This window comes from Chloroflexus sp. (assembly GCF_049970315.1).
Taxonomy (GTDB): Bacteria; Chloroflexota; Chloroflexia; order Chloroflexales; family Chloroflexaceae; genus Chloroflexus.
The window spans coordinates 196,524-218,856 of record NZ_JBMFNE010000004.1; the positions used below are offsets into that span (position 1 = coordinate 196,524).

Genomic DNA, 22,333 nt, shown 5'->3' on the forward strand with positions numbered 1-22,333 from the left:
GTGCGGCCCTGTGTCTCCTCACACACCTTACAACCGCCTTGTGTTACCGGTCTATATCGGCAAGTGCCGCCTGCGCTGCTGCTTTTTTAGCGGCTTTCTTACTGGATCCGGTGCCGATATATTCGTGTCCTTCCACTGTTACCGCCATCACATACTCGCGCTGATGATCAGGACCACGTTCTTCAATCAGGTGGTACTTGGGTAATTGTTTATGTCGACTTTGAACAATCTCTTGTAAACGAGTCGTTGGGTCGAGTAGGGCTGTTTGAATTGTACCGATCCGTTCATGCAGAAACCGCTCAATAAAGGTACGTGCCGCTTCCAACCCTTGATCGAGGTAAATAGCCCCAATCACAGCTTCAAACAAATCGGCGAGTAACTTTGCCCGTTCTCGCCCCTTTGGTGTATCTTCACCGCGTGACAAGAAGGCATACTGACCAAGATTCAGGGTAGCGGCACATTCAGCTAACCCTTTCGTACTAACGAGTGCCGCGCGCCAACCGGTCAGGGTGCTCTCATTCTGATTGGGAAACTGCTGGAATAGCCACGTTGTTGTAACAAAATGCAACACCGAGTCGCCGAGAAACTCCAACCGTTCATTATCGCTAAGGCTACGGAGTAAGTGTGGTTGCTCGTTGAACAGCGAACGGTGCATTAGCGCCGTTTGGAGCAGTTTGCGATCACGAAATGTGATACCGAGCGCCCGTTCAAGCTCTGCTAATCGTTCGACCATACGTTATTCGTGATACTTGCGGAAGGCGAGGCAGACATTATGCCCTCCAAAGCCAAATGAATTGCTTAGGGCTACTTCGATCTGGGCCGGACGTGGCTGATTGGGCACAAAATCTAGATCGCAAGCCGGATCGGGGTTCTGGAGATTGATCGTGGCCGGCAACAGATTATGCTGCATAGCCAACACGGTTACGACCGCCTCAATCGCACCGGCTGCACCGAGGAGATGCCCGAATTGCGATTTGCTGGCGCTAACCGGTGGTGATTGCTCACGTCCGCCGAACACCTGCTTGATCGCCGCTGTCTCCACCGGATCGCCAGCCGGTGTTGACGTTGCGTGAGCGTTAATATAGTCAACTTCACTCGGTGCAATACCGCCGCGTTTCAACGCCAACCGGATCGCTCGCGCTACTCCTTCACCGTCTTCGGCGAGGTTTGAAATGTGGTAGGCATCGGAAGTTGCTCCGTAACCGACAATCTCGGCCAAGATCCGTGCTCCACGGGCAAGGGCAAATTCAAGGTCTTCGAGGATCAGCACCGCTGCACCTTCACCCATCACAAAACCATCGCGCTCGGCGTCGAAGGGGCGCGAAGCGTGGGCATAGTCTGCGTTGCGGGTCGAAAGGGCCCGCATCGCGTTGAAACCGGCCACACCGATGGGGGTAATACTCGCCTCACTACCACCGACGATCATCGCCTTTGCCCATCCGCGTCGGATCGTCTCGGCAGCTTCGCCAATCGCATGCGCCGAGCTGGCGCACGCTGAAGTTACGCAATAACTCGGCCCACGCGCACCGGTGATAATTGAGACCTGCCCCGCAGCAAGGTTGGTGATCATCGCCGGAATGAGGAACGGGCTGATCCGGCCTGGCCCGCGACTACGGAGCACCTCCAATTGCTCAGAGAGGGTGGCAATCCCACCGATCCCGCTCGCAATAAAGACGCCGATCTCATCGTGGTTGGCTGGGGTAATGTCTAACTCGGCGTCGCGCAGTGCCTCTTTGGTAGCGGCTACGGCAAACTGGACAAAGCGGTCGGTGCGGCGCGCCTCTTTGCGATCCATATAGTTGGTTGGATCAAACCCTTTCACCTCGGCGGCAAAGGTCGTATCAAACCCGGTTGGATCGAACAGGGTGATCGGACCGACGCCACTACGCGCGGTGACGATCCCTTGCCAGAGTTCAGCTACACTCAGACCAAGTGGGCTGATTGCCCCTATTCCGGTCACTACCACCCGTCGATCCATAGTGACTCCTTGTGATAACATACAAGATACAAGCTACCAACAACCATATCGGCGCGCATTATAGCACGTCACGACACGAGTGATGACAGCTTGCAGTTGTCCATAGTTGATGAAGTTGAGCAGCGACTACCGCTCTCTCGGTCTGACTATGCAATCCCATCATTAGCGTAAGATTCGCCAAAACACACCGGCCATTACCATCCGACCGAGCATGGTCAAGACAAATAACACGGCCAAACCACCGACTGTCAGTGACCCAAGGTGGAGCGTTGTTTGACTCATCATCTGACCGAGCGCACCTCCGGCTAATGAGGCTATGAGTGTACCAAAGCCGGTGATGAGACTAAAGATCGCCATCGCCGTTCCCCGTTGGGTTGCCGGTGCTCGTTCCATCAGCAGATTGCCGAGACCTTGGTTAACCCCCGGCCAGAAGACACCAGAAAAGATCGAGGTAAGCCATAACGGCACGATATTGTGCGGTATTGAGAGGACCCAACCGAGTGGCAATGGGATCGTCCCGATCACACAAACAGTCACGACGAGCCGGTATCCGTAGCGATCCATCAGCCAGCCGACCAACGGTGAAAAGACGAGCGCCACTGTAGTTGTTACGATACCGGTCAAGGCCAGCAGTGAGAAATCAAGTCGCAAGGTGGTAAGGCCGTAGATATTGAAAAACGGTGCAGCAATACCGGTCACGAGAGCCCACGCCGTAGCCAGCATGGTAAAGCGGCGGAAGGAACTATCGTGTAGCGGACTAAAGAGAAATGTGCCAATTCCTACCCACGGGCGTGGTGTTAAGGGTGGTTCAGGCTGGCGTGCGATAAGCAGGGCCGCGCCAAACGCTGCTACCACTGCGACACCGAAGATCACGGCGTACCCTTGGGCCTCCGCGTGCTTCATTCGAAAGTGATCGAGCGTTAATCCGGCTAGATAGACGCTCACCATGCTACTCAGACCGGCAATCGTATTACGCCAACCAAAATAACTGCCGCGCCGATTGGCCGGCACCAGATCGCTCATCCAGCTCATCCATGCATTACCGGCCATGCCGTTAAGCGCATACGAGCAACCGAGCGCGATAAAGAATATATTCAACTGCCACGCTGCCGGCCAGCCGGTGAAGGGTAACCAAAGGAGAAAGGCCCACACCAAACGTCCGGCTAGCGCTGTATATAACACGATTGGGCGGCGCTTAGCAAAGCGGGTTTCAAGGTACGCACTCAGAAACTGAAAGAACTGTCCGATAAATGGCAAAGCACCGAGGAGGCCGATCTGAAAGGTGTTCGCACCGAGCAAGAGTGCAAACCCGCTGAGAAATACACTGCCGCCGATTGCACCCGTAATACTGATGTGAATGTTGGCAATTGCTCCTTCCCAGATCGAAATGATCATGCCGCGCTGAACTTCTAACGGTGATAGTGGTGTGATCCGATCCGTAACAGCAGGAGAGGTGGATAGTTGCGTAGTTTCGGTTGTAGTGTTGGTGGTGCTGCTCATAACGATACCCTTGCAATCGACAAACAAGCGTTCATAGCGCCAGTGTTAGTGAATACTCTCTCACCGCAGTGAGGTAATGGGCTGAATCTCGATCTCAGGCATAGCAGATCGGTTAGCATTAGTGGAGATGATACCGCACGCAGTACAGCGGTAGCCTGATGCCGGCGTGGTGTCTGTAGGCGTCTCGTTGAGGTTGTGGGGGTGGTTGTTCCATAGATTGTTGCGCTGTCAACCGGAAGAATCGCAAGATAATGTGCTATAATCGCCCAGATGGTTGTTTGGTGCTCAACAACGGTAATTCATACCAAGGAGACTTTCGAATGAATGTTGTTGATCTGTTTTTTGTAATATTATTCTTTGGTGCGTTAGCTGCTGGTTTCCTTAACGGTACGATCCGTTTAGTATTGGTTATTCTTTCTTTTTATTTCAGTACCGTTATTGCAAGTTTATACTACCAAATACTGGCCGATATCTTTGTCCGTGAGCTTGGTGGACAACGTTTTGTTAGCCAATATGTGGCGTTCGCTTTGATTCATCTCCTTTGTTTTGTGGTGCTCACGATTGTCGGTATCTATAGTTTTCGCTATGTACAAACACCACATTCCATCGAAATGATTGACCGGATTGTCGGCTCAGTTCTCGGAGTTGTTGTCGGTGGTCTCGCCATTGGCTTAACAGCAGTTCTGCTTTGGAACCTCTTTATTGTGCGTGGTTTTGCTAATATCGATTACCCAATTACGCGCTGGTTGGGTGGACAAATTGGCACTTCCTTTATGTTACGTTTTTTTGCCAATGCAATTTTGCCGAGTTTGTATGATCTCATTGATCCGATCTTGCCTGATGCGGCTCGGATTATCTTTCAGGTACAATAATCAATCTCCAGGCTGATGGTGTTCACCCCTGATCGGTGATAGGCTGAACGGGGTACATTGCGCTACAACGATACAGCTATGTCGATTCCAGAAACATCGCTTCATACACTTGAATTTGATGCTGTGCGCGACCGTCTCGCACACTATACCGCGTTCTCGGCGTCGCGTGAATTGGCCTTAAGTCTGACGCCGTCCACCGATCTGGACGAGGTACGCCGCCGTCAAGCCCTCACGGCTGAGGCTCGGCTATTGCTCGAAGAATGGCCTGATCTCACGATTGGCGGTGCTCGCGATGTGCGCCGATCTGCTCATCATGCAGCACGCGGTGGGATGCTCGATGGGACGACACTCCGTGATATTGCCGCAACCCTGCGGAGCGCTGCCACGTTGCGCCAACGTCTCAGCCGACTCGATGATCGCTTCCCAAACCTGCGCGATCTCGGCTATACGTTACCTGCGCTACCACATCTGATCGAGGCTATTGAGCAGGCTATCGGCGATGATGGGCAAGTGCTCGATAGTGCTAGCCCGACCTTGGCCCGTCTCCGCCACGAGGTACGAGTGGCGTTCAATCGCTTGCAAGAGCGATTGCAGAGCATGATCCATTCCAGTACGTTGGCTGCTGCTCTGCAAGAACCGATTATTACTGTGCGCAACGGACGGTATGTGATTCCGGTCAAGGCGAGCCATCGCCGTGAAGTGCGTGGCTTGGTGCACGATCAGTCGGGTTCGGGAGCAACCCTCTATATCGAGCCGTTGGCGATTGTTGAGCTGAATAACCGTTGGCGTGAATTGCAATCGGCCGAGGCGGAAGAGGTGCAACGCATTCTCGGCACCCTCTCAGAGCAGGTTGGTGGAACGGTAAGTGCGATTGTTAGTACCGTCAATACGCTGGCCACGCTTGATCTGGCGTTTGCCCTCGCTCGGTACGCAATTGCTACCCGCAGTACTGCGCCGGAGATCGTTGATTGGCGACCCAATGACCCACCGTCGCCTGAGCCGCCGTTGCGCCTGATCCGCGCTCGCCATCCGCTTTTGCCGCCTGATAAGGTGGTACCAATTGATCTCTGGTTGGGTGGCACATTTTCAATCCTGTTGATTACCGGGCCAAATACCGGTGGAAAGACGGTTGCGCTTAAGACAACCGGGCTGCTTGCGTTGATGGCCCAAGCCGGTATGCAGATTCCTGCCGATCAACCTTCACGGTTGCCGGTCTTTCAATACATCTTCGCTGATATCGGTGATGAGCAGAGCATCGAACAGAGTCTGAGCACGTTCTCTTCGCATATGGCAAACATTATTCGTGTGCTCCAGACGCTGACGGAGGCGCAGTCGCTCCCCTCTGCTCCTGCCGATCAGGCATTGTTCGATGATCGGCGACCTGCGGCGTTGGTGCTCTTCGATGAGTTGGGCGCCGGTACCGATCCGGTTGAGGGATCGGCGTTGGCACGGGCGATTATCGGGCGTTTGCTGGAATTGGGTGTGTTAGCGGTTGCAACGACCCATTACCCTGAGTTGAAGGCTTTTGCTTACGCAACACCGGGGGTTGAGAATGCTTCGGTCGAGTTCGACATTGAGACCCTAGCACCGACCTATCGGCTGAGTATCGGTGTTCCTGGTCGCTCGAACGCTCTGGCGATTGCTGCGCGGCTTGGTCTCGATCCGGCGTTGATCGAACAGGCGCGTTCGTTTATCGACCGTAATGAGGCACAGGTCGAAGACCTATTGGCCGGCATCCAGCGTGAACGTGCAGCGGCAGCGGAGGAGTTGCGGCGAGCTGAAGAGTTGCGTGCTGATGCCGAAAAATATCGTGACCGTCTGGCCGCCGAGCAGCAAGCTTTTGCCGCTGAACGTGAAGTAGCACTGGCTGCCGCTCGCCAAGAGATCGAGACGGAGCTACGTGAGGTCCGCCAGCAGTTGCGTCGGTTACGTGAAGAGTATCGTTCGGTGAGCATTTCGCGTCAGTGGTTGGAAGAGGCTGAAAAGCGCTTGGTCGCTACTGCCGAGCAGGCACAGCAGGCTACCGAACGGTTGCAGCGACAAATGGCGCCGTCCGCTCCGCCACCACCTGCCGAGCGTCCGTTGCAGGTTGGTGATACGGTTCATGTGGCATCGGTTGGTCTCAACGGCGAAATTATGGCTATCGATACGGACGATGAGACGGCAACGGTGCAAGTCGGTGGTTTTCGTTTGACCGTCAAATGTAGCGAGTTGAAGCGTGCTAAGACGGCGGACAACGGTGAACACCGCTTTACGCTTCCAGAGCGACAGGTGAATCTGCCGTCAATGCCCGATGTCTCGATGACCTTCGATATGCGAGGCTGGCGTGTCTCTGAAGTGAGTGGTCAGCTTGACCGTTACCTCAACGATGCCTATCTGGCGGGTTTGCACCAGGTTCGCCTCATTCACGGTAAGGGAACCGGGGCTTTGCGCCAGGTGGTGCGTGATGTGTTAGCTTCCCATCCGCTGGTAGCATCGTTTACCGGCGGTGGTCGTGATGGCGGTGATGGGGTGACTATCGCTACGCTCGTGGATCGGTGATGTGGCTTGTGCGCCTATGAGTTATTTGAGACTCGCTAAGTACGCGATAAGTGCCTCTAGTTGCGGTGGGCGAAAATCGGTACCGTAGGTGCGCGGCATCAATCCCGCCGTGTAGCCCGGTGTCACGACGGCATCAGGGTCGATGATCGCACGCCGGAGCCATTCAGTTGCGCTCAGCCCTTCGCTATTGTTGGCAGCACGGGTGCCAATCCCGGCCAACGGTGGGCCAAGTGCAGTAGGCCCTGCCGGATCGAGGCTGTGGCAGCCTAGACAGTAGATGGTGTAGATGCGTTGACCCTCGGTCATTGGATCGGGTGGTTCGGTTTGATTACAGCCGCCAACGACTGCAATGATCATCAGACAAATGCTGTAGGACCTCAGATACTTCAGCAGATCGCGTTGGCCATTCATCGCTGATTCCCTGAGTGATTGGCGCAATGGAGGAAGCGGTGTTCCTTTGCTAAAACCAAATCGATCGCAGTAACCGCTGCTACAAGGCGCAAGAGTCACCGCTTACCGTATCGTGTTGGTTAGCAACGCTTTCACCCCGTCTTGTAACGTAGCAAACGAACGCAGGTCGTTCCATGTCCCACCGGTGTGGATCATCACCTCGGCCAAATCTGGTCGGATGCCACACAAGATAATCTGCGTCCCCATCAGACGGGCGCCATCGCGCAGTTGGTACAACGTGTGGGCGAGGGTTTGGTCAAATGCCGTTAATCCGGTGAGATCGACTAACACCGTTTTTGCGTTGCGTTCGGCAATTTCCGGTAGGATGAGTTGAAGTAGGCTTTGACAGCGTGCCGCGTCGAATATACCGATCAATGGTATGACCACCATTGTGGCACTCAGCGGGATGATCGGTAGGCTCAACCGGCGGAGTAACTCGTCACGCTGTTGTAATTCGGCCAACGAACGTTCGAGCTCGGCGGTTCGTTCGGCGAGGACTGCGCGTGAGGCGATCAGCTCGGCCTGCTGTTGCTCCGCGCGGGTCACGTTACGGATGAGCACGACACTCGCGCCACCCTGTGCATCGTTGATCGTCACTTCAGTGGCAAGCAAGATGGTTTGATCGGTAGGTCGGACAAATCGCCGTCGCTGTCGCTCACGATCTTCGGTTGACGTCTGCTCGATGAACCCCACTTGGGCGAGGGCTTGCTCGAAGCTCTGCTGATTTCTATCGTTTCCTGTGATAATGCGTTGCGCCGCACGATTGGCGTAGCGTATCTGTCGTTGCGTGTCGAGCACGAGCATTCCGTCAGGTAGATGTTCGACCGCCGCTTGCAACGCAACTTGCGAAGGGCGAAAGATGCCGTAGCGTAGGGTGACCCACCCAAAAGACAAATGAAGTGGTAGAAGACTGACATAGGTGATGGCGACCATCCCAAGCTCGCGAAACACGTAACCCATCAGGAAGGTCAGCGTGGTACCGCCGATTAGCCAGCCGACCGGGCCGCGGGTTGCCGGATGTTGGACGGCAATAGTGCTCAGCATGATTAGCGGGGTCACAATACAACCGATAATGTAGAGAGCAAACACCGGCCAGAATGCCGGCCCACGCACGAATCTTAAAATACCGGTCTCTTCACGCAATACGTCACTGCCGATAAAGCCGAAGCGACCATACCAGTCGATTGCCAGGATTACCGCCATCAAGAGGTATGGCGCAATCGTGACCCATCGCACGAGCGGTTGGTGGTAACGGTGCGGCATGAACAGAATCATAATGAGCCAAATGAGTAGCCCAAAGATGGCTGCTTGTAATGAGGTAAGTAATCCCGATAGCCACCAAATCTCGTCAGGGTTGCGACTCGCAAATCGCACCGCACCAGCACACGTCAAGAGCAGCGAACTGCCGGTAAACAGGCTAAACAGGCGATTGGCCGTGCCGTGCCAGTCTTGCAGTAAGACGTAAACGATGCTGGCGGAAAGAATGACGAAAGTGAGTAAGACGAGGAGTAATTCCATTCGATACCTTCCTCGGAAGTAACCTTTTATATAACGTGATGGCGACTGACAGGCGAGATACGATTAATCCGATAAGATGGTATGTTCTTAAATGTAAAGGATAACGCAAAGACCCGGTGGGTGTAACGGACGCAGTAGATGGGCGACCGGCACATCGTGTCATCCGCCGAGACAAGTTCTGTGGATGCCCTACCTTGTGAGTTTGTATCATTGTGGTGACAACGTTGCCAACGTAGTAGCGCTCATCACCTATCACGGCCAACGATACAGGCTACAATACACGCCGTAAAATGCATACACACTCCATACGTAGTTGCGTGTCTCATTAAAGTCGATCATCTCGATGAAGCGGTCGGGATCGGTAACCGTATTGCCGCCGGCCCACCGTCGGGCATTCCCTAAGCCACCATTGTAGGCAGCCAGTGCGCCATGCAAACTGCCGTTCATGTCACCGATGCGGCGACCGAGATAGAACGCACCAAAGCGAATACTGATGTATGGGCGATACAGATCATCGAGCTGAAAGTTGCTCATACCGAGGTTTTGCGCAATCCCACGCCCGGTTTCCGGCATGACTTGGGTTAGGCCACGAGCACCCACCCATGAAGTTGCGGCCGGATTGAACAGGCTCTCCTGACGGATGAGGGCATACAACAAGAGCGGATCAACCCCAAATGCCGTAGCTTCCTGTTGCACCGTATCGGCGTATGGGGTAGGGAAACGCAACCGCAGCAGGCTCGTTGGGGGAGAGCCGGCAGTTTCCGGGGCGAGTCGGGCGAGCCGCTCGGCAGCCAGCAGTGCGTAGTATGTTGCACCGGCCTGATACGCGCGTTGCGCCAGATCGAGGGCTAAGACGGGCGACTCACCAATCTGCCGCAAACCGTCGAGCCATTCACCACGCGCTTCGTCTTCTAAGCCAACTTCCGCAAGCAACCGGGCGCGTTCAGCTACTGCGGCAAGGTTTTGGTTGGGAGATTCGGTGGGTGCCCAGCTCTGGACCCATTCTGCTAGTGTAAGCCAATCGTCGGATGCCATTGGTGCAGTGAATGAGATGTAACCGGTAGGAACAGTCCCCAATTCCTCGGCTGCCCGCACGGCATAAAAACTATCTGGCGCGCTTACCTGTGCCTGCTGAAACAACGCCGCTGCCGCCGGATCATCCAACGCTTGGGCCGTCTTACCGGCCCAAAACGCACCCAACGCTTGACCGATCCCTTGTCCGTGACGGGCAAGCGTTTGCCACAGTTCACCGGCGCCGGTCAGATCACCTGCATCGAAACGCGCCAGTGCTACGCGGTGGATCGCAGCGATCCCAAGGGTTGTGGTTGGGTAACGTTGGCCCAATTCGATCCGCACGGCAGTTGCCGTCGCGCTATCGCCGAGCCGGTCGTACAACTGAGCCGCCCGATCAAGGGCGACCGGTGCTCGCGGATCATCGGGCCACTCATCGGCATACTGGCGATACAGCATTGCGGCTTCTGCCGTCATTCCGCTCTGGCCGTAGGTCTGAATCCAATCGAGTGCTGCCTGACGGAAAGTTTCCGGGTTCGTAGCGCGTTCGCGGGCTGTAGCCAGATCGGTCAATGCCCCACTGAAATCACCGAGTGCGCGCCGGGCTAATCCGCGTTGGCGTAATGCCTCGGCAGGGTCTTGACCGGAGGCGATGACCATATCGAGCATTGCGATCACATCATCCCACCGTTCGACCGCGCCGTAAGCTTGGGCGGCAGCCAACGGATCGAACGCTGTGTCTCCAACAGCACGTAAGTCATCAATTGCCTGCACAGCAGCAGCACCGGCATAAGTAGTGATGGCCTCACGCCGCAAGGCACGAGCAGATTCATCATCACCTGCTGTAGCGGCGAGCGCCGCTGCCCGTACCAAGATGCGTGCTCGGTAGTCGGGTTGGGTCGCGAAACTCAAGATAGCACGAGCATACGCGACGCCATCGGCCGGACGATTAGCGATAACGGCAAGCTCAATTGCTTGTTCGTAAGCCGCGGCGCGTTGACCGGCAGCGATGGTGCTTGTCGCTGCGCGTAAGTAAGCGGCTTCTGCTTCGGCCAATCGCCCCAATACCCGTAATTGGGCGGCAGCCCGCAGTGCTGCATACGGCGCCAGGGGGGTTTGCAAGGATTCGTACTCGCTGTAGGCAGCTACCGCCGCCTCATGGAGGCCGGCTGCTTCGTTGGCTCGTGCATTGAGGAAGAGAGCCGGTGCATATATTGGCTGCGTCGGATCGGATAACAACGGACGCAACACCGCTGCCGCCGATGTCCACGCGCCACGCTTGGCATACGAACGGGCCAGCAGCAAACGCGCCTGCGGTGCTTCCGGTGCTGCGGGAAAGAGTTGCAATAACTCGCTCGAGAGTTGCGCAGCGCTATCATCATCGCCGATTGTGCTGGCAGCAATGGCACGTTGCCAGAGTTCGATTGCCGTAATCGGCAGTGGTGTGGAGGTCGCCGGTAGCTCAGTCGGAGTGGCTGTAGGGTCTGATGAGGGTTGGAAGGCCGGAGTCGTACAGGCAACAAGCCAGCAACCCAGGAGACCGCAGACCCAAATCACTGCTCGTTGCCGAACTAACCACTTCGAGGCCATACATGCTCCTTTCACTACGGGAGCAGTATAGCATGGGTGATTGGGGCATAACAGGTATGATACGTTGTTTAGAATTTCTAAATAGTATCACCATCCGCTCGGTGGTTTGATCGTGCGAGCATTGCCGACACCTTCTCACGAAACCGTTCGATATCGATCGGCTTCGTCTCGAAATCGTCACAGCCAGACGACAACGCGCGTAGGCGGTCTTCGTTCAGCGCGTAGGCGGTCAGGGCGAGTACCGGGATATGGCTGGTGGTCGGTTGCGATTTGATGCGGTGGGTGGCTTGCCAACCATTCAACACCGGCAAGCCCATGTCCATAATAATCAGGTCGGGTTGCATACTACGGGCCAATGCGACTCCCTGCGCACCATCGTTGGCTAAGATTGGCTCATGGCCCATGAGTTGAATCAGCCGGGCAATCAAGTCGCGATTGTTCTGATCATCTTCTACAATTAGGATCTTAGCCATAGTGAAAAACTTTACCTTTAGGCACAAGAATGCTACTTAGTTAGAGATAATCGTTGATTTGGTCTGTAGAATGTCGCGAATAGACACGACAATCTGCTCGATATCAAAGTGGGCTTTGCTAAGAATAGCGTTGACGCTGCTTGCCAGTTGTTGTCGTTCGTCAGCCGAAAGATCGCGGGCCGTCATCAAAATGACCGGGATGTCCCGTCCAACCGGATCGGCACGTAATGCTTCCAGAAACTGAAGACCGTCGAGTTTGGGTAGCAGATAATCGAGCAAAATGAGACCGGGTGGTTTGCTCCGCACAGCAATCAGGCCGGCCTCACCATCCGAGACCACCTCAGTGTGCCAACCGGCTGTGTGGAGTGTGCGGGCAACCATCTCTGCCAATGCCTGATTATCTTCGACGATCAAGATGTAATCAGTAGCTTCATTGGGCGTGCGACGGCAATGCTGCTGCACCACTTGGATGAGTTTATCCGGTGCTACCGGTTTGACCAGATATTCAGATACGGCGAATGTTAACCCTCGTTGGGCCTGGTCGTCAATGGTCAAGACCACAATCGGAATCTTTGCCAGTGTTGGGTCTTCACACAAGCGTGCGAGTACCTCAATACCATGGAGATCGGGTAAGTTCATATCGAGCACGATCAATTCAGGTATCAAGTCGGTTGCCAGCCGTAATCCCTCGGCACCGGTATGAGCCACGACAACATACGCTTCGGTTTTCGGGATGAGGCGGTTGAACAGTTCACCGATCGTCGGATCATCATCGATGACCAGAATAATTGCCTGACTGATCGGTATTGTTGGATTATCGGCTGCCTCCGATACCATATGCTCATCTGCGCCAGAGCGATCGAGTGAGTGATCGGAGGATACCGGTGTGGGTAGACTCAGGTGGGCAGGCACTTCAATGGTAAAGACCGATCCGACGCCAACCGTACTCTGTACCGTGATCCGACCACCTACCAGCTCACAGAGTCGCTGGCTAAGGGCGAGGCCCAAGCCGGTGCCACCGTATTTGCGGGTCGGCGAATCATCGATCTGCGAAAAGGCCTTGAAGAGCTTGTCGATCTTATCTGGCGGAATACCGATACCGGTATCGGCCACAGTGAAACGAAACCATAACCGGCCCTCATCCTCATAGCGGGTGACGGTCAGCGTAACCGTCCCGTTTTCGGTAAATTTGGCTGCATTACTCAGCAAATTGATGAGTGCTTGCCGTACTTTGGTCGCATCACTGTTAAGCATACCGATGTCGGATGGACAATTGAGTTGTAGCCGGTTGTGGTTTTTCTCCATTTGCGGTAACACCGTATTTACTGCATTACGAACCAAATCGGCGACATCGGCATACTCGGCACTAACCGTCATTCGTCCGGCTTCGATCTTCGAGATGTCGAGAATATCGTTAATCAGGGTCAACAGATGGTTTCCGGCAGCCCGGATACGGCTTACATCATGAGCTACCGTCTCATAAATCCCCTTATCAACCAGTTGTTCTAAGAGTTGGCTATAACCAATGATCGCCGTCAATGGTGTGCGCAACTCATGGCTCATCGTTGCGAGGAAAGTACTTTTGGCGCGTGAAGCAGCCTCCGCAGCATCGCGGGCTCGGATCAACTCTTGTTCAATTCGGCGACGTTCTCGGACTTCAGCCTTCAGGCTTTCAGTCTGACGTACAATTTCAGCGTTACGTGCGCGTAACTGGTGCATCATCGTGTTGAATGCACTCGCCACTTGTGCCACTTCGCGTTCTTGCGGTACCGGGAGGGGTTGCGACAAGTCACCGCTGCCAATTCGTTCAGCTCCTCGACGCAGCTCTGCAAGAATGCGGAATGTGAATCGATCAAGCAGATAGTTGGTAGCGAGTAAAATGACGAAACCAGAAAGAATAAGGCTAATAGTGAAAATAATTCCTGAGCGGGTCGAGAGTTCAGTCGCTTCAGATTCTGGTATCTCGGCGATTAAACGCCATGGAGTAGTCGGGATGTTGAGGGCTACGCCGAGGGTCTCTTCACCGAGCAGGTTAATGTAGAAACGCTGGAAACCGTCAGGCGGAAATTCCCGAAACTCTGGCCGATTGCCGATGGAGGTATAGTTGAGCGCGAGCTGTGGATCTGCATGGGCAATGATAACGCCTTGATCATCAACAATATACGCTTGACCGGTGCGTCCGAAACGAATGGCGGCTACCGTCTCCCATAGTAAATTCATCCGTAGGCGACCGGCGACGACTCCGCCATCGTTGGCCGGGACAGCTACGATGATATACGGTTCGCTATTGAACGTCACCGATAATGGGCCGAAGTAACGCTGACCGGCGCGCGCTTGCTGAAACCAATTAGCCATCGGTATCGTCACCAAATCGCCCAACAACAAACGATCACGGGTGGCTTTGGCAATCACTCTTCCATCTCGGGTGACGCGCACAATCTCAATCCATGCCGGTGCACGCTCAAGCACCGTCGGCAACAATTCCGGCGAAGTAGCGACCTGTTCAGCCGAGAGGGCGCCAACCAGTGCTAATGTGTCTTCGATTCGCCGCAAAAAATCGTCAATGGTGCGGACCGCATTCTGGGCTGCTTCACGTTGCCGACCGGCCCAACCTTCTTGTTCAATCGACTCGATGAAGCGGAAGACGCCAAACGCCGCTACCAGCATAATCATAGTCAACATAAGACTCAGGAAAAACGACAGCTTAGCACGGAGGCTGGTGCTAAGATGTTGATGGAGACGTTGTTGCCATTCGTGCACGGGTTGCACACATCACCTCACACGTTGCGTGGTCGCTATTTGTTCCCAAAGCTGGTGGCGGTATGCCTTGATATCCGCCGGCGGTTCGGTTAAATACTCCGCTTCCAACATTATACGCCCGGGAAAGATCCACGGATGGTCTTGTAAAGCTGGATCGATCAACGGCATTGCTCGTTCGTTGGCCGTTGCGACGTAGATTTCATTAGTAATTTGAGCACTTATCTCGGGGCGTAAGACAAAATTGATGAACTGAAAAGCTGCTGCTTGACGTGTACTAGACGTAGGCACAATCAAGGTGTCGATCCAGAAAATTGGCCCCTCTTCAGGAAAAACGAACTCAACCGCCGGATTCAGAACATGGCCGGCTATCGCGTCGAACGACCATCCATATACAATTGGATACGTGCCATTGGCAAGGAGATCGGCGGCGTTAGGCATCATCGGATCAAGTGCAGTGATGTTAGGTAAGAGCGTGCTGATGCGCTCGGCTGCCTGGGCAAGAACACTGCGATCGGTTGTGTTTACTGGTTGCCCCATCGCTTTCAGGGTAATAGCAAACAGGTCGTCTTCCGTCACCCACATCGCAATTTTACCGGCCAGCGCTGGATCCCACAGATCGGCCCAACGTCTAATCGGCCGGTCGAGTAGGTCGGGCCGAACGATCAACCCACCGACACCCCACTGGTACACGACGGAATAGCGGCTACCCGGATCATAACTCAGATCGTGAAAATTGATGCTAATATTGCGATGGTTCGGAATCTGACCATAATCAAGAGGTGCGAGCAGGCCATCGTCGATCAACCGCGGTAAGAAAAAGCTTCCCATGACGACGAGATCGTAATCGGCGCCGGCGCGTAGTTGTTCAACGACCACTGCTTGGTCTTCGTAGATCACATACTCCACAGCAATGCCTGTCTCGGTGCTAAACGCATCGAGAATCGTTTGTGGCATATATCCGGCCCAGCCGGCAATCACCAGCTTGGTGGCATTTGGGGTGACCGGTGGCGAGACAAATGATCTACCACTGCACGCGGCGAGTATGATGAGTAAGATAATGAAGATAGCACGATACATAGGTTACGATCTCGTCAAGGTGAATACACGCCAAATTTCATGATGAAGTTCTTGGGTTGCCGGATCAAGTGGTACTTCCAATTCTGCGCGCTCGAGGATGGCATTGCTTGGGAAAATGCTGGTATCAGCTAGTAGCTCCGACTTAACCAACGACCACGATGCTTCATTCGCCGTGGCTATTGCCAACTCATTCGTCACGAGTGCGCTCATATCTGGTCGTAAGAAGAAATTAATAAACTGTTCAGCAAGTTTGGGATTAGGACTAGTAGTAGGAATGACGAAACTATCAAGCCAAATGAAGGTGCCATCTTCAGGAATAACAAACGTGATACGTTCATCCTGTTGCATAGCATCGTGAGCATCATACGCCCAAGCGAGAGCGACGGCATATTCGCCGGATACAAGGTACCGGGTAGCCGTCGCCACCTCGCTGTCCACCCAACCAACTCGTTGTGCCAGTGCGGGTGCGCGGGCTAGAGCGGTGGCGAGCTGATCAGTGTCTGTGGTGTTAATCGAGTAGCCGAGCGATTTGAGCAGCACGTTTATCGTATCACGTGGGATCGGCCACAGTAAGATTTTGCCGTCAAGTGCCGGATCCCATAGATCAGACCAACGCTTGATTGGGCGGGTGAGCAGATCGGTGCGCACAAGCAGGCCGGTAATTCCCCACTGGTAAATCACCGAATACCGTTCACCTGGATCGAACGCTAAGTCGCGAAAGGTTGCACTGAGATTGCGGAGATTGGGAATATGTGCTCGATTAATCGGAGCAATAGTACCGTTGTGTATCAATTCAGGGATGAACTGATAGCTTACTATCAATAAATCGTACTGTGCCCCTTGTTGCAACTGAGAAATTGCCTCTTCAGAGTTATCATAGCCGAGATATGTAACTTCGATACCGGTTTCGTTCTTAAAAGCATCGAGCAGTGCGGGCGGCATGTAACCGGCCCAGCCGGTGATGGTGAGTGTCGGCGGCTGAGGTGAAGGATTACTCACCGGTATGAAAGCACAAGCTGTCAGGTAGAATAGACAGATTGTTACAAAGCGTTGGCTGGGCATTTTTACCTCGTTTTTACCACCGTTATTTAGACATAACAAAGCGTACCGTATACGTGTTACCAGAATATTTCCATCGGCAATGTTAGAAGCTGGAAGGAAGTATGGCGGCCTTGCAAAGGTGTTCTCCGGCAGTTGGCATCATTCGCACAGGCGGTTGGTAGTTAGCAAAACTCCCCTTCATACCCGACGATAGTGAAGGGGAGTCGATGTATATGCGAGGAGATAGACTAATCGGCGTTATCAATCTGTGCGCGCTGCAATCTGCCGCTGTAGTCAATGTAGACGCTCTTCCACTCCGAGAAGACATCGAGCATCGTCGGGCCGGCTTCGCGATGACCGTTGCCGGTCGCCTTCACACCACCGAACGGCAGGTGAATTTCAGCGCCGATGGTAGGTGCGTTGATGTAGACGATCCCGGCTTGCAGCGCATGCATAGCGCGGAAAGCAGCGTTAATATCACGAGTATAAATTGCCGAACTAAGGCCATAGGCCACATCATTGGCAATTGCCACCGCTTCATCGAGACTATCAACCTCAATCACACTCAGCACCGGCCCAAAGATTTCTTCGCGGGCGATGCGCATCTGTGGTGTGACGTTGGTGAAGACGGTCGGCGCAATAAAATAGCCGTAGTCGTAATCGCCGCCGGTGAGTCGGTAGCCGCCACAGAGCAAGGTGGCTCCCTCTTGCTTACCAATCTCGATGTAATTGAGCACCCGCTGCATTTGTTTCTCGTTCACTAGCGGACCCATCTCGGTGTTCGGATCGAGACCATTCCCGATGCGGAGCGACTGGGCACGAGCGACGATCCGGTCAACCAGCTCTTTCGCAACGGTACGGTGAACGATCAGGCGACTGGTAGCAGTGCAACGTTGGCCGGTCGTGCCAAACGCAGCCCACAAGACGCCGTCGAGCGCGAGATCGAGATCGGCGTCAGGCATGACAATCAGCGGGTTTTTACCACCCATCTCAAGGCTGACGCGCTTGATCCGGCGTGCGCCTAGCTCATACACGAGTCGGCCGGTTTCGGTGCTCCCGGTGAATGAGATGACCGGTACGTCAGGGTGCTCAACGAGAGGTTGGCCGGCTTTTGGTCCGTAACCGGTCACGATATTGACGACACCAGGTGGTAGGCCGGCTTCCATCAGACACTGTACCAAATTGTAGGTACTCACCGAAGCGTCTTCACCCGGTTTGATGACAACCGTGTTGCCGCAGACAATCGCCGGTAGCATCTTCCACGAGGCAATGGCCATCGGAAAGTTCCACGGTGTAATCAGCCCGACTACGCCGATGGGTTGGCGAATACTCATCTGGAACTTGTTGGGCAATTCTGATGGCGTGGTCACGCCATGCATGCGGCGTCCTTCGCTACCGGCATATTGAGCCATCCCGATAGCCTCAACGATGTCACCACCGGCTTCAAACAGAGGTTTGCCCATCTCGCGGGTGAGATCGCGACTATACTGCTCTTTGCGGGCTTGGAGTAACTCGGCAGCGCGGAGCAGAATCTCGCCACGCTTGGGGGCAGGCACTTTGCTCCATGTGACAAAAGCTGCTTTCGCCGCTTCAACCGCAGCATGAACATCGCGTTCATCACTATCGGCGAACACACCGACCAGATCGCGGGTGTCGGCGGGATTGCGTCGCTCGAAGGTTTTGCCACTTTGGGCCGGTACAAACTCGCCGCCGATCAGATTGTGAAAGATCCGCGTTGCGGCCATTGTTGTCCTCCTTGACATAAACGTACTTGTGACGTTGAACCGGTAATGTCTTGATTATAGCACGAGGTAAATTGTGGTATGCTGTAACGGATACAGGGCAAGTGAGAGGGGAAGAGTGCAATGGCCGATTTAGAGATGTACGTAGCAGTTGCCAAAGTTCCCCGCTCTGGCGAGCTAGAGAGCGGCGATACGATTGAAATGATCGAGCGTCCGGGAGGCGGTTTTTCGTTTGTCTTGGTTGATGGGCAAGGGAGTGGGCGTGCGGCGAAAACCCTATCGCATCTGGTGGCGACTCGTGCGATCACCCTATTGAAGGATGGTGCTCATGATGGAGCAGTGGCACGTGCTGTCCATGACTATCTCTATACCTACCGGATGGGTCAGGTTGCAGCAACGCTCAACATCCTCTCGGTTGATTTTGCCGCTCACAAAATAATTGTGACGCGCAATAACCCGGCGCCGTTTTTTGTGCTGACGCCACAAGGGATGCGCAGTTTTAGCGCTCCATCGGAGCCGATTGGGTTACAGCCACTGATCAAGCCGCAGATGTGTGAGTTGCCGATTACGGCCTACACGTATGTGGTGATGTTTACTGATGGCTTGTTACGGGCCGGCGAGCGGCGGGGGGAAGATCTGGGATTACCGAACTATCTGGCAGCGTGGCCGGCCCATGAGGGGCGCGATCCACAAACGCTCGTCGAGAGTATTATGCAGCGGGCACTAATGCTTGATGAGGATGAACCGAGTGATGATATGAGTGTGGTTGTGCTCGGTATTTTGCCGGCAGATGATGTGCCCGGTTTGCGTCGGTTGATGGTGAGTGCGCCGATTATTGCGACCGGTCCCTCCGAGCCGCCTGAGGAACCAGATGTGGTAAAGTAGCCGGCTGGGGTAGTAAGGGCTATGGATCGGCGTCATGATGAGCGACAACGATCGGCACGCCTGAGTGCTCGTGAGCGAGTAGCTTATCTGCGGGCGCAACACTGGCGTCGCCGCCGGCGCATCTTGATCGTGAGTGGTCTGGTGCTGGCGGCGTTGTTGGTGATCTGGAGCGGATCGTTGATCTGGCACACGGTTGTGGCCGAGATGCGCTTGCGCGATCCTCGCCCGACGGCAAATGCTGCGGTACCGGCTCATACAGTTTTTCGCCAACCTTTTACCGTGTTGCTGTTGGGAGTCGATCGTCGTGCCGATGGTACCGAGGGTGTGCGCAGCGATACACTGATGTTGGCCTACGTTAATCCCAACGAGCGGTGGGTGAGCTTGCTCTCGATCCCGCGCGATACGGTGGTGATGATCCGGGGGTTGGGTGAGCAAAAGATTAATGCTGCCTACAGTTATGGCTATCAACATGCCACCGATTTGTACGGTGTTGGTACCGATGTGGCCGCAGCCGGTGCGGCGCTGGTTGCCGAGGCGGTCACGACGTTGCTCGATCTGCCGGTTGATTATGTCGCACAGGTTGATTTTGCCGGATTTGAACGGCTTATTGACGCAATCGGTGGTGTGGTGATAGACGTGCCCACTCCACTGCTCGATAGTAGTTTTCCGACGGCTGATTATGGGTACGAGCGTATCTTCATCCCTGCCGGTCTGCAAGTGTTCGATGGGGCGACGGCGCTACGCTATGCTCGTTCGCGCCACGGTTCAAGTGATTTTGACCGCATTCGTCGTCAGCAGTTGATTGTGCGTGCAGTGTTTGAAACGGTTCGTTCGCGTGGGTTACTCGAGCAGACCGCAGTGTGGCGGACATTACTCGAAGAAGTACGGCGCAGTGTGAAGACAACACTGCCGATCGATGATCCGACGGCGCTCCGCGAATTGCTGACGTTGGCTCAGACTATCGATCCGAGTCGGGTGGATTCGTTTAGCATTCATCCGCGTGAGGTTGCGGTGGTGGCTGAAATCGGTTCAGATATCTATTGGAATCGACGCGATCTTGCGGCGCTGGTAGCGCGTGTCAAGACCGGGCCGCAGTCGATCATCGAGCAGGCTTATGTCCAAGTCCTTAACGGTACGCCGGTTAATGGGTTGGCAGCACGGGTGAGCCGATCGCTTGAGCAGGTCGGTTTTCGGACGTTACCACCGAGTAATACCGACCGTCGGGAGACAACGGTGTTGATCGACTATACCGGTAATCCGGCAGCTCTGGTCCGTCTTGCTGCGCATTTGGGCTTGCCGGAACAATACGTTTTTGCTACGCCACCCACTGATGCACCACCACAACCGTTGGGGGCCGATATTGTGTTGGTGCTGGGGCGTGACTACAATCCGGCGTGGGCCTTGTCGCCGTGATGAGATGAGGCGGTAGATTAGGTATGTTGTCGGAAACGCTCTTGTGGTTGTTGTTAGCATTGACCTTCGTTGTGCCTACGCTCGGTGCAATCTTGTTGCGGTTGTTCGAGCATCGGATCGGTGACATAGGTATGGTGGTAGGGTCAAGCCTGTTGTTGCTCATTGCAGCGGTAGCATTGCTGACAATCGCCCGCTCTTCGTTGCCACCGCTGCGGATCGGTGATTTTACGCTGTTGCCGGCCTGGTCGCCGGTTGCCGAGATAGAAGAAGATGTCGTTCCGATCCTGCCAACGACCCCACCGTTGCCGACGTTGACGCCACGACCAACGGCAACCCCAGAGCCGACAGTAACTCCAGAGCCGACAGTAACTCCAGAGCCGACAGTAACCCCGGAGCCAACAGCGACCGCAGAACCGACAGTGACCCCAGAATCGGCAGGAGTCCCGCGCCGCTACACCGTACAATCCGGTGATACACTACGGATCATTGCCGAGCGATTCGGTGTTTCGATCGAAGCGATCTTACAGGCCAATAATCTCACACCAGCCCAAGGGGACAACCTGCAAGTCGGACAGGAATTGGTGATTCCATGACAACCATTCGAACGATTGAACGACGACCGTTGATTGAGACCGGTCCTGCCCCATTATTGCTGATGCTGCATGGCTTTGGCAGTAACGAGCGCGATCTCTTCGAGTTAGCGGACCTGATCGACGACCGTATGCATATTGTCAGTGCGCGTGCGCCAATCGCTTTGCCATGGGGTGGATTCGCGTGGTACGAGCTGAGTGGCGTACCAGGTCGTCTCGTTCCCGATCCGGTAGGGCGGGCACAAGCCGTCGAATTGTTAATCCAGTTCGTGAGCACCTTGCCGGAACGGGTTGGTACCGATCCACAGCGAACCTATCTCTTTGGTTTTAGCCAAGGTGCGATCCTGAGCCTGGCTCTCGCGTGGCGGATTCCCGAACGCCTGGCCGGAGTTATCGCCGCCAACGGCTATCTCGATCCGGCGCTGGCGATCCAGCCACCGGCGCCAGCGTTAGCTCAGTTGCCTATCTTGCAGTTGCACGGTACGTATGACGATGTCATCCCGGTGGAGCAGGCCCGTGCAACTCGTGATGTGCTGGCTCAGCATGCGCTGCGTCACCGTTATCACGAAGATCCGGTTGGGCATAGTCTGCATCCCAATGGTCTCAGCCTGTTGCAGCATTGGTTGGCCGAGCAACTCGATGGGCCGCCGCCTCATGGCGATGGGTGATGGTTGGTTACAAAGCCGTATACTTTCTATAATGTGGTTCGGGTGTCATTTCGAGGGCGCGCCAGCGCCCGAGCCATCTTCCGTGTGGAAAGATGGCTTGCTGCGCTCGACATGACAGGAGGGGACGCGCGCGAACCGTCTTGTTTGTCATTTCGAGGGCGCGCCAGCGCCCGAGCCATCTTCCGTGTGGAAAGATGGCTTGCTGCGCTCGACATGACAGGAGG

General features: G+C 54.8%; 18 protein-coding genes. 6 read left to right on the forward strand and 12 right to left on the reverse strand.

What is annotated here, in order from left to right:
* Window positions 1–43 precede the first annotated feature (43 nt).
* The 3 genes from rnc to ACP5OT_RS04630 all read right to left on the reverse strand — a co-directional run bounded on the left by rnc (window position 44) and on the right by ACP5OT_RS04630 (window position 3,478).
* Window positions 44–733: a ribonuclease III gene (rnc, locus tag ACP5OT_RS04620; RefSeq protein WP_424676239.1), complete on the reverse strand. Its 690-nt coding sequence runs from the start codon at window positions 731–733 to the stop codon at window positions 44–46.
* 3 nt (window positions 734–736) lie between these two features.
* Window positions 737–1,978 (reverse strand): beta-ketoacyl-ACP synthase II, encoded by a 1,242-nt coding sequence (gene fabF / locus ACP5OT_RS04625; protein WP_424676238.1) that lies wholly within the window; start codon window positions 1,976–1,978, stop codon window positions 737–739.
* A gap of 162 nt (window positions 1,979–2,140) precedes the next feature.
* On the reverse strand, window positions 2,141–3,478 hold the full coding sequence (locus ACP5OT_RS04630; RefSeq protein WP_428113508.1) for an MFS transporter: 1,338 nt from the start codon (window positions 3,476–3,478) through the stop codon (window positions 2,141–2,143).
* 320 nt (window positions 3,479–3,798) lie between these two features.
* Between ACP5OT_RS04630 and ACP5OT_RS04635 the strand changes: the two genes are divergently transcribed.
* Window positions 3,799–4,350 carry a CvpA family protein gene (locus ACP5OT_RS04635; protein ID WP_424676236.1) on the forward strand — a complete coding sequence of 184 codons (552 nt, stop codon included), beginning with the start codon at window positions 3,799–3,801 and terminating at the stop codon, window positions 4,348–4,350.
* A gap of 78 nt (window positions 4,351–4,428) precedes the next feature.
* Window positions 4,429–6,891 carry an endonuclease MutS2 gene (locus ACP5OT_RS04640; protein ID WP_428113510.1) on the forward strand — a complete coding sequence of 821 codons (2,463 nt, stop codon included), beginning with the start codon at window positions 4,429–4,431 and terminating at the stop codon, window positions 6,889–6,891.
* Between the two features lie 21 nt (window positions 6,892–6,912).
* Here ACP5OT_RS04640 and ACP5OT_RS04645 read toward each other — a convergent pair whose 3' ends face one another.
* The 8 genes from ACP5OT_RS04645 to ACP5OT_RS04680 all read right to left on the reverse strand — a co-directional run bounded on the left by ACP5OT_RS04645 (window position 6,913) and on the right by ACP5OT_RS04680 (window position 18,556).
* Complete coding sequence (locus tag ACP5OT_RS04645; protein ID WP_424676234.1) at window positions 6,913–7,302, reverse strand: c-type cytochrome; 390 nt, start codon at window positions 7,300–7,302, stop codon at window positions 6,913–6,915.
* Window positions 7,303–7,404: 102 nt separating this feature from the next.
* Window positions 7,405–8,859 carry an STAS domain-containing protein gene (locus tag ACP5OT_RS04650; RefSeq protein ID WP_428131459.1) on the reverse strand — a complete coding sequence of 485 codons (1,455 nt, stop codon included), beginning with the start codon at window positions 8,857–8,859 and terminating at the stop codon, window positions 7,405–7,407.
* 252 nt (window positions 8,860–9,111) lie between these two features.
* Complete coding sequence (locus ACP5OT_RS04655) at window positions 9,112–11,460, reverse strand: transglycosylase SLT domain-containing protein (protein ID WP_424676232.1); 2,349 nt, start codon at window positions 11,458–11,460, stop codon at window positions 9,112–9,114.
* Window positions 11,461–11,537: 77 nt separating this feature from the next.
* Complete coding sequence (locus ACP5OT_RS04660; protein ID WP_424676231.1) at window positions 11,538–11,933, reverse strand: response regulator; 396 nt, start codon at window positions 11,931–11,933, stop codon at window positions 11,538–11,540.
* Window positions 11,934–11,969: 36 nt separating this feature from the next.
* Complete coding sequence (locus ACP5OT_RS04665) at window positions 11,970–14,702, reverse strand: hybrid sensor histidine kinase/response regulator (RefSeq protein WP_428131463.1); 2,733 nt, start codon at window positions 14,700–14,702, stop codon at window positions 11,970–11,972.
* A gap of 3 nt (window positions 14,703–14,705) precedes the next feature.
* Window positions 14,706–15,770 (reverse strand): polyamine ABC transporter substrate-binding protein, encoded by a 1,065-nt coding sequence (locus ACP5OT_RS04670; RefSeq protein WP_424676229.1) that lies wholly within the window; start codon window positions 15,768–15,770, stop codon window positions 14,706–14,708.
* Between the two features lie 3 nt (window positions 15,771–15,773).
* Window positions 15,774–16,832: an ABC transporter substrate-binding protein gene (locus ACP5OT_RS04675; protein ID WP_428131465.1), complete on the reverse strand. Its 1,059-nt coding sequence runs from the start codon at window positions 16,830–16,832 to the stop codon at window positions 15,774–15,776.
* A gap of 227 nt (window positions 16,833–17,059) precedes the next feature.
* A complete protein-coding gene (locus ACP5OT_RS04680) occupies window positions 17,060–18,556 on the reverse strand; it encodes an aldehyde dehydrogenase family protein (RefSeq protein ID WP_424676227.1) in 1,497 nt (498 codons plus the stop codon).
* 120 nt (window positions 18,557–18,676) lie between these two features.
* Between ACP5OT_RS04680 and ACP5OT_RS04685 the strand changes: the two genes are divergently transcribed.
* The 4 genes from ACP5OT_RS04685 to ACP5OT_RS04700 are packed head-to-tail and all read left to right on the forward strand — an operon-like array spanning window position 18,677 to window position 22,109.
* Window positions 18,677–19,438 (forward strand): PP2C family protein-serine/threonine phosphatase, encoded by a 762-nt coding sequence (locus tag ACP5OT_RS04685; protein ID WP_424676226.1) that lies wholly within the window; start codon window positions 18,677–18,679, stop codon window positions 19,436–19,438.
* Between the two features lie 21 nt (window positions 19,439–19,459).
* Window positions 19,460–20,851, forward strand: a complete 1,392-nt coding sequence (locus ACP5OT_RS04690; RefSeq protein ID WP_428131468.1) for an LCP family protein — start codon at window positions 19,460–19,462, stop codon at window positions 20,849–20,851.
* Window positions 20,852–20,874: 23 nt separating this feature from the next.
* Entirely contained in the window at window positions 20,875–21,444 is a 570-nt protein-coding gene (locus ACP5OT_RS04695; RefSeq protein ID WP_424676224.1) for a LysM peptidoglycan-binding domain-containing protein, read from the forward strand.
* Window positions 21,441–22,109 (forward strand): alpha/beta hydrolase, encoded by a 669-nt coding sequence (locus tag ACP5OT_RS04700; RefSeq protein ID WP_424676223.1) that lies wholly within the window; start codon window positions 21,441–21,443, stop codon window positions 22,107–22,109. Before ACP5OT_RS04695 ends, ACP5OT_RS04700 begins: the two co-directional genes overlap by 4 nt.
* Before the next feature lie 7 nt (window positions 22,110–22,116).
* Here ACP5OT_RS04700 and ACP5OT_RS04705 read toward each other — a convergent pair.
* Window positions 22,117–22,333: hypothetical protein (locus tag ACP5OT_RS04705; protein ID WP_428131470.1), on the reverse strand; the 217-nt coding region annotated here is incomplete at its 5' end.

Excerpts from the sequence above, each read along its gene's own strand:
- rnc (WP_424676239.1), bottom strand. The coding sequence starts at position 733 with ATGGTCGAACGATTAGCAGAGCTTGAACGGGCGCTCGGTATCACATTT.
- fabF (WP_424676238.1), bottom strand. The coding sequence starts at position 1,978 with ATGGATCGACGGGTGGTAGTGACCGGAATAGGGGCAATCAGCCCACTT.
- ACP5OT_RS04630 (WP_428113508.1), bottom strand. The coding sequence starts at position 3,478 with ATGAGCAGCACCACCAACACTACAACCGAAACTACGCAACTATCCACC.
- ACP5OT_RS04635 (WP_424676236.1), top strand. The coding sequence starts at position 3,799 with ATGAATGTTGTTGATCTGTTTTTTGTAATATTATTCTTTGGTGCGTTA.
- ACP5OT_RS04640 (WP_428113510.1), top strand. The coding sequence starts at position 4,429 with ATGTCGATTCCAGAAACATCGCTTCATACACTTGAATTTGATGCTGTG.
- ACP5OT_RS04645 (WP_424676234.1), bottom strand. The coding sequence starts at position 7,302 with ATGAATGGCCAACGCGATCTGCTGAAGTATCTGAGGTCCTACAGCATT.
- ACP5OT_RS04650 (WP_428131459.1), bottom strand. The coding sequence starts at position 8,859 with ATGGAATTACTCCTCGTCTTACTCACTTTCGTCATTCTTTCCGCCAGC.
- ACP5OT_RS04655 (WP_424676232.1), bottom strand. The coding sequence starts at position 11,460 with ATGGCCTCGAAGTGGTTAGTTCGGCAACGAGCAGTGATTTGGGTCTGC.
- ACP5OT_RS04660 (WP_424676231.1), bottom strand. The coding sequence starts at position 11,933 with ATGGCTAAGATCCTAATTGTAGAAGATGATCAGAACAATCGCGACTTG.
- ACP5OT_RS04670 (WP_424676229.1), bottom strand. The coding sequence starts at position 15,770 with ATGTATCGTGCTATCTTCATTATCTTACTCATCATACTCGCCGCGTGC.
- ACP5OT_RS04675 (WP_428131465.1), bottom strand. The coding sequence starts at position 16,832 with ATGCCCAGCCAACGCTTTGTAACAATCTGTCTATTCTACCTGACAGCT.
- ACP5OT_RS04680 (WP_424676227.1), bottom strand. The coding sequence starts at position 18,556 with ATGGCCGCAACGCGGATCTTTCACAATCTGATCGGCGGCGAGTTTGTA.
- ACP5OT_RS04685 (WP_424676226.1), top strand. The coding sequence starts at position 18,677 with ATGGCCGATTTAGAGATGTACGTAGCAGTTGCCAAAGTTCCCCGCTCT.
- ACP5OT_RS04690 (WP_428131468.1), top strand. The coding sequence starts at position 19,460 with ATGGATCGGCGTCATGATGAGCGACAACGATCGGCACGCCTGAGTGCT.
- ACP5OT_RS04695 (WP_424676224.1), top strand. The coding sequence starts at position 20,875 with ATGTTGTCGGAAACGCTCTTGTGGTTGTTGTTAGCATTGACCTTCGTT.
- ACP5OT_RS04700 (WP_424676223.1), top strand. The coding sequence starts at position 21,441 with ATGACAACCATTCGAACGATTGAACGACGACCGTTGATTGAGACCGGT.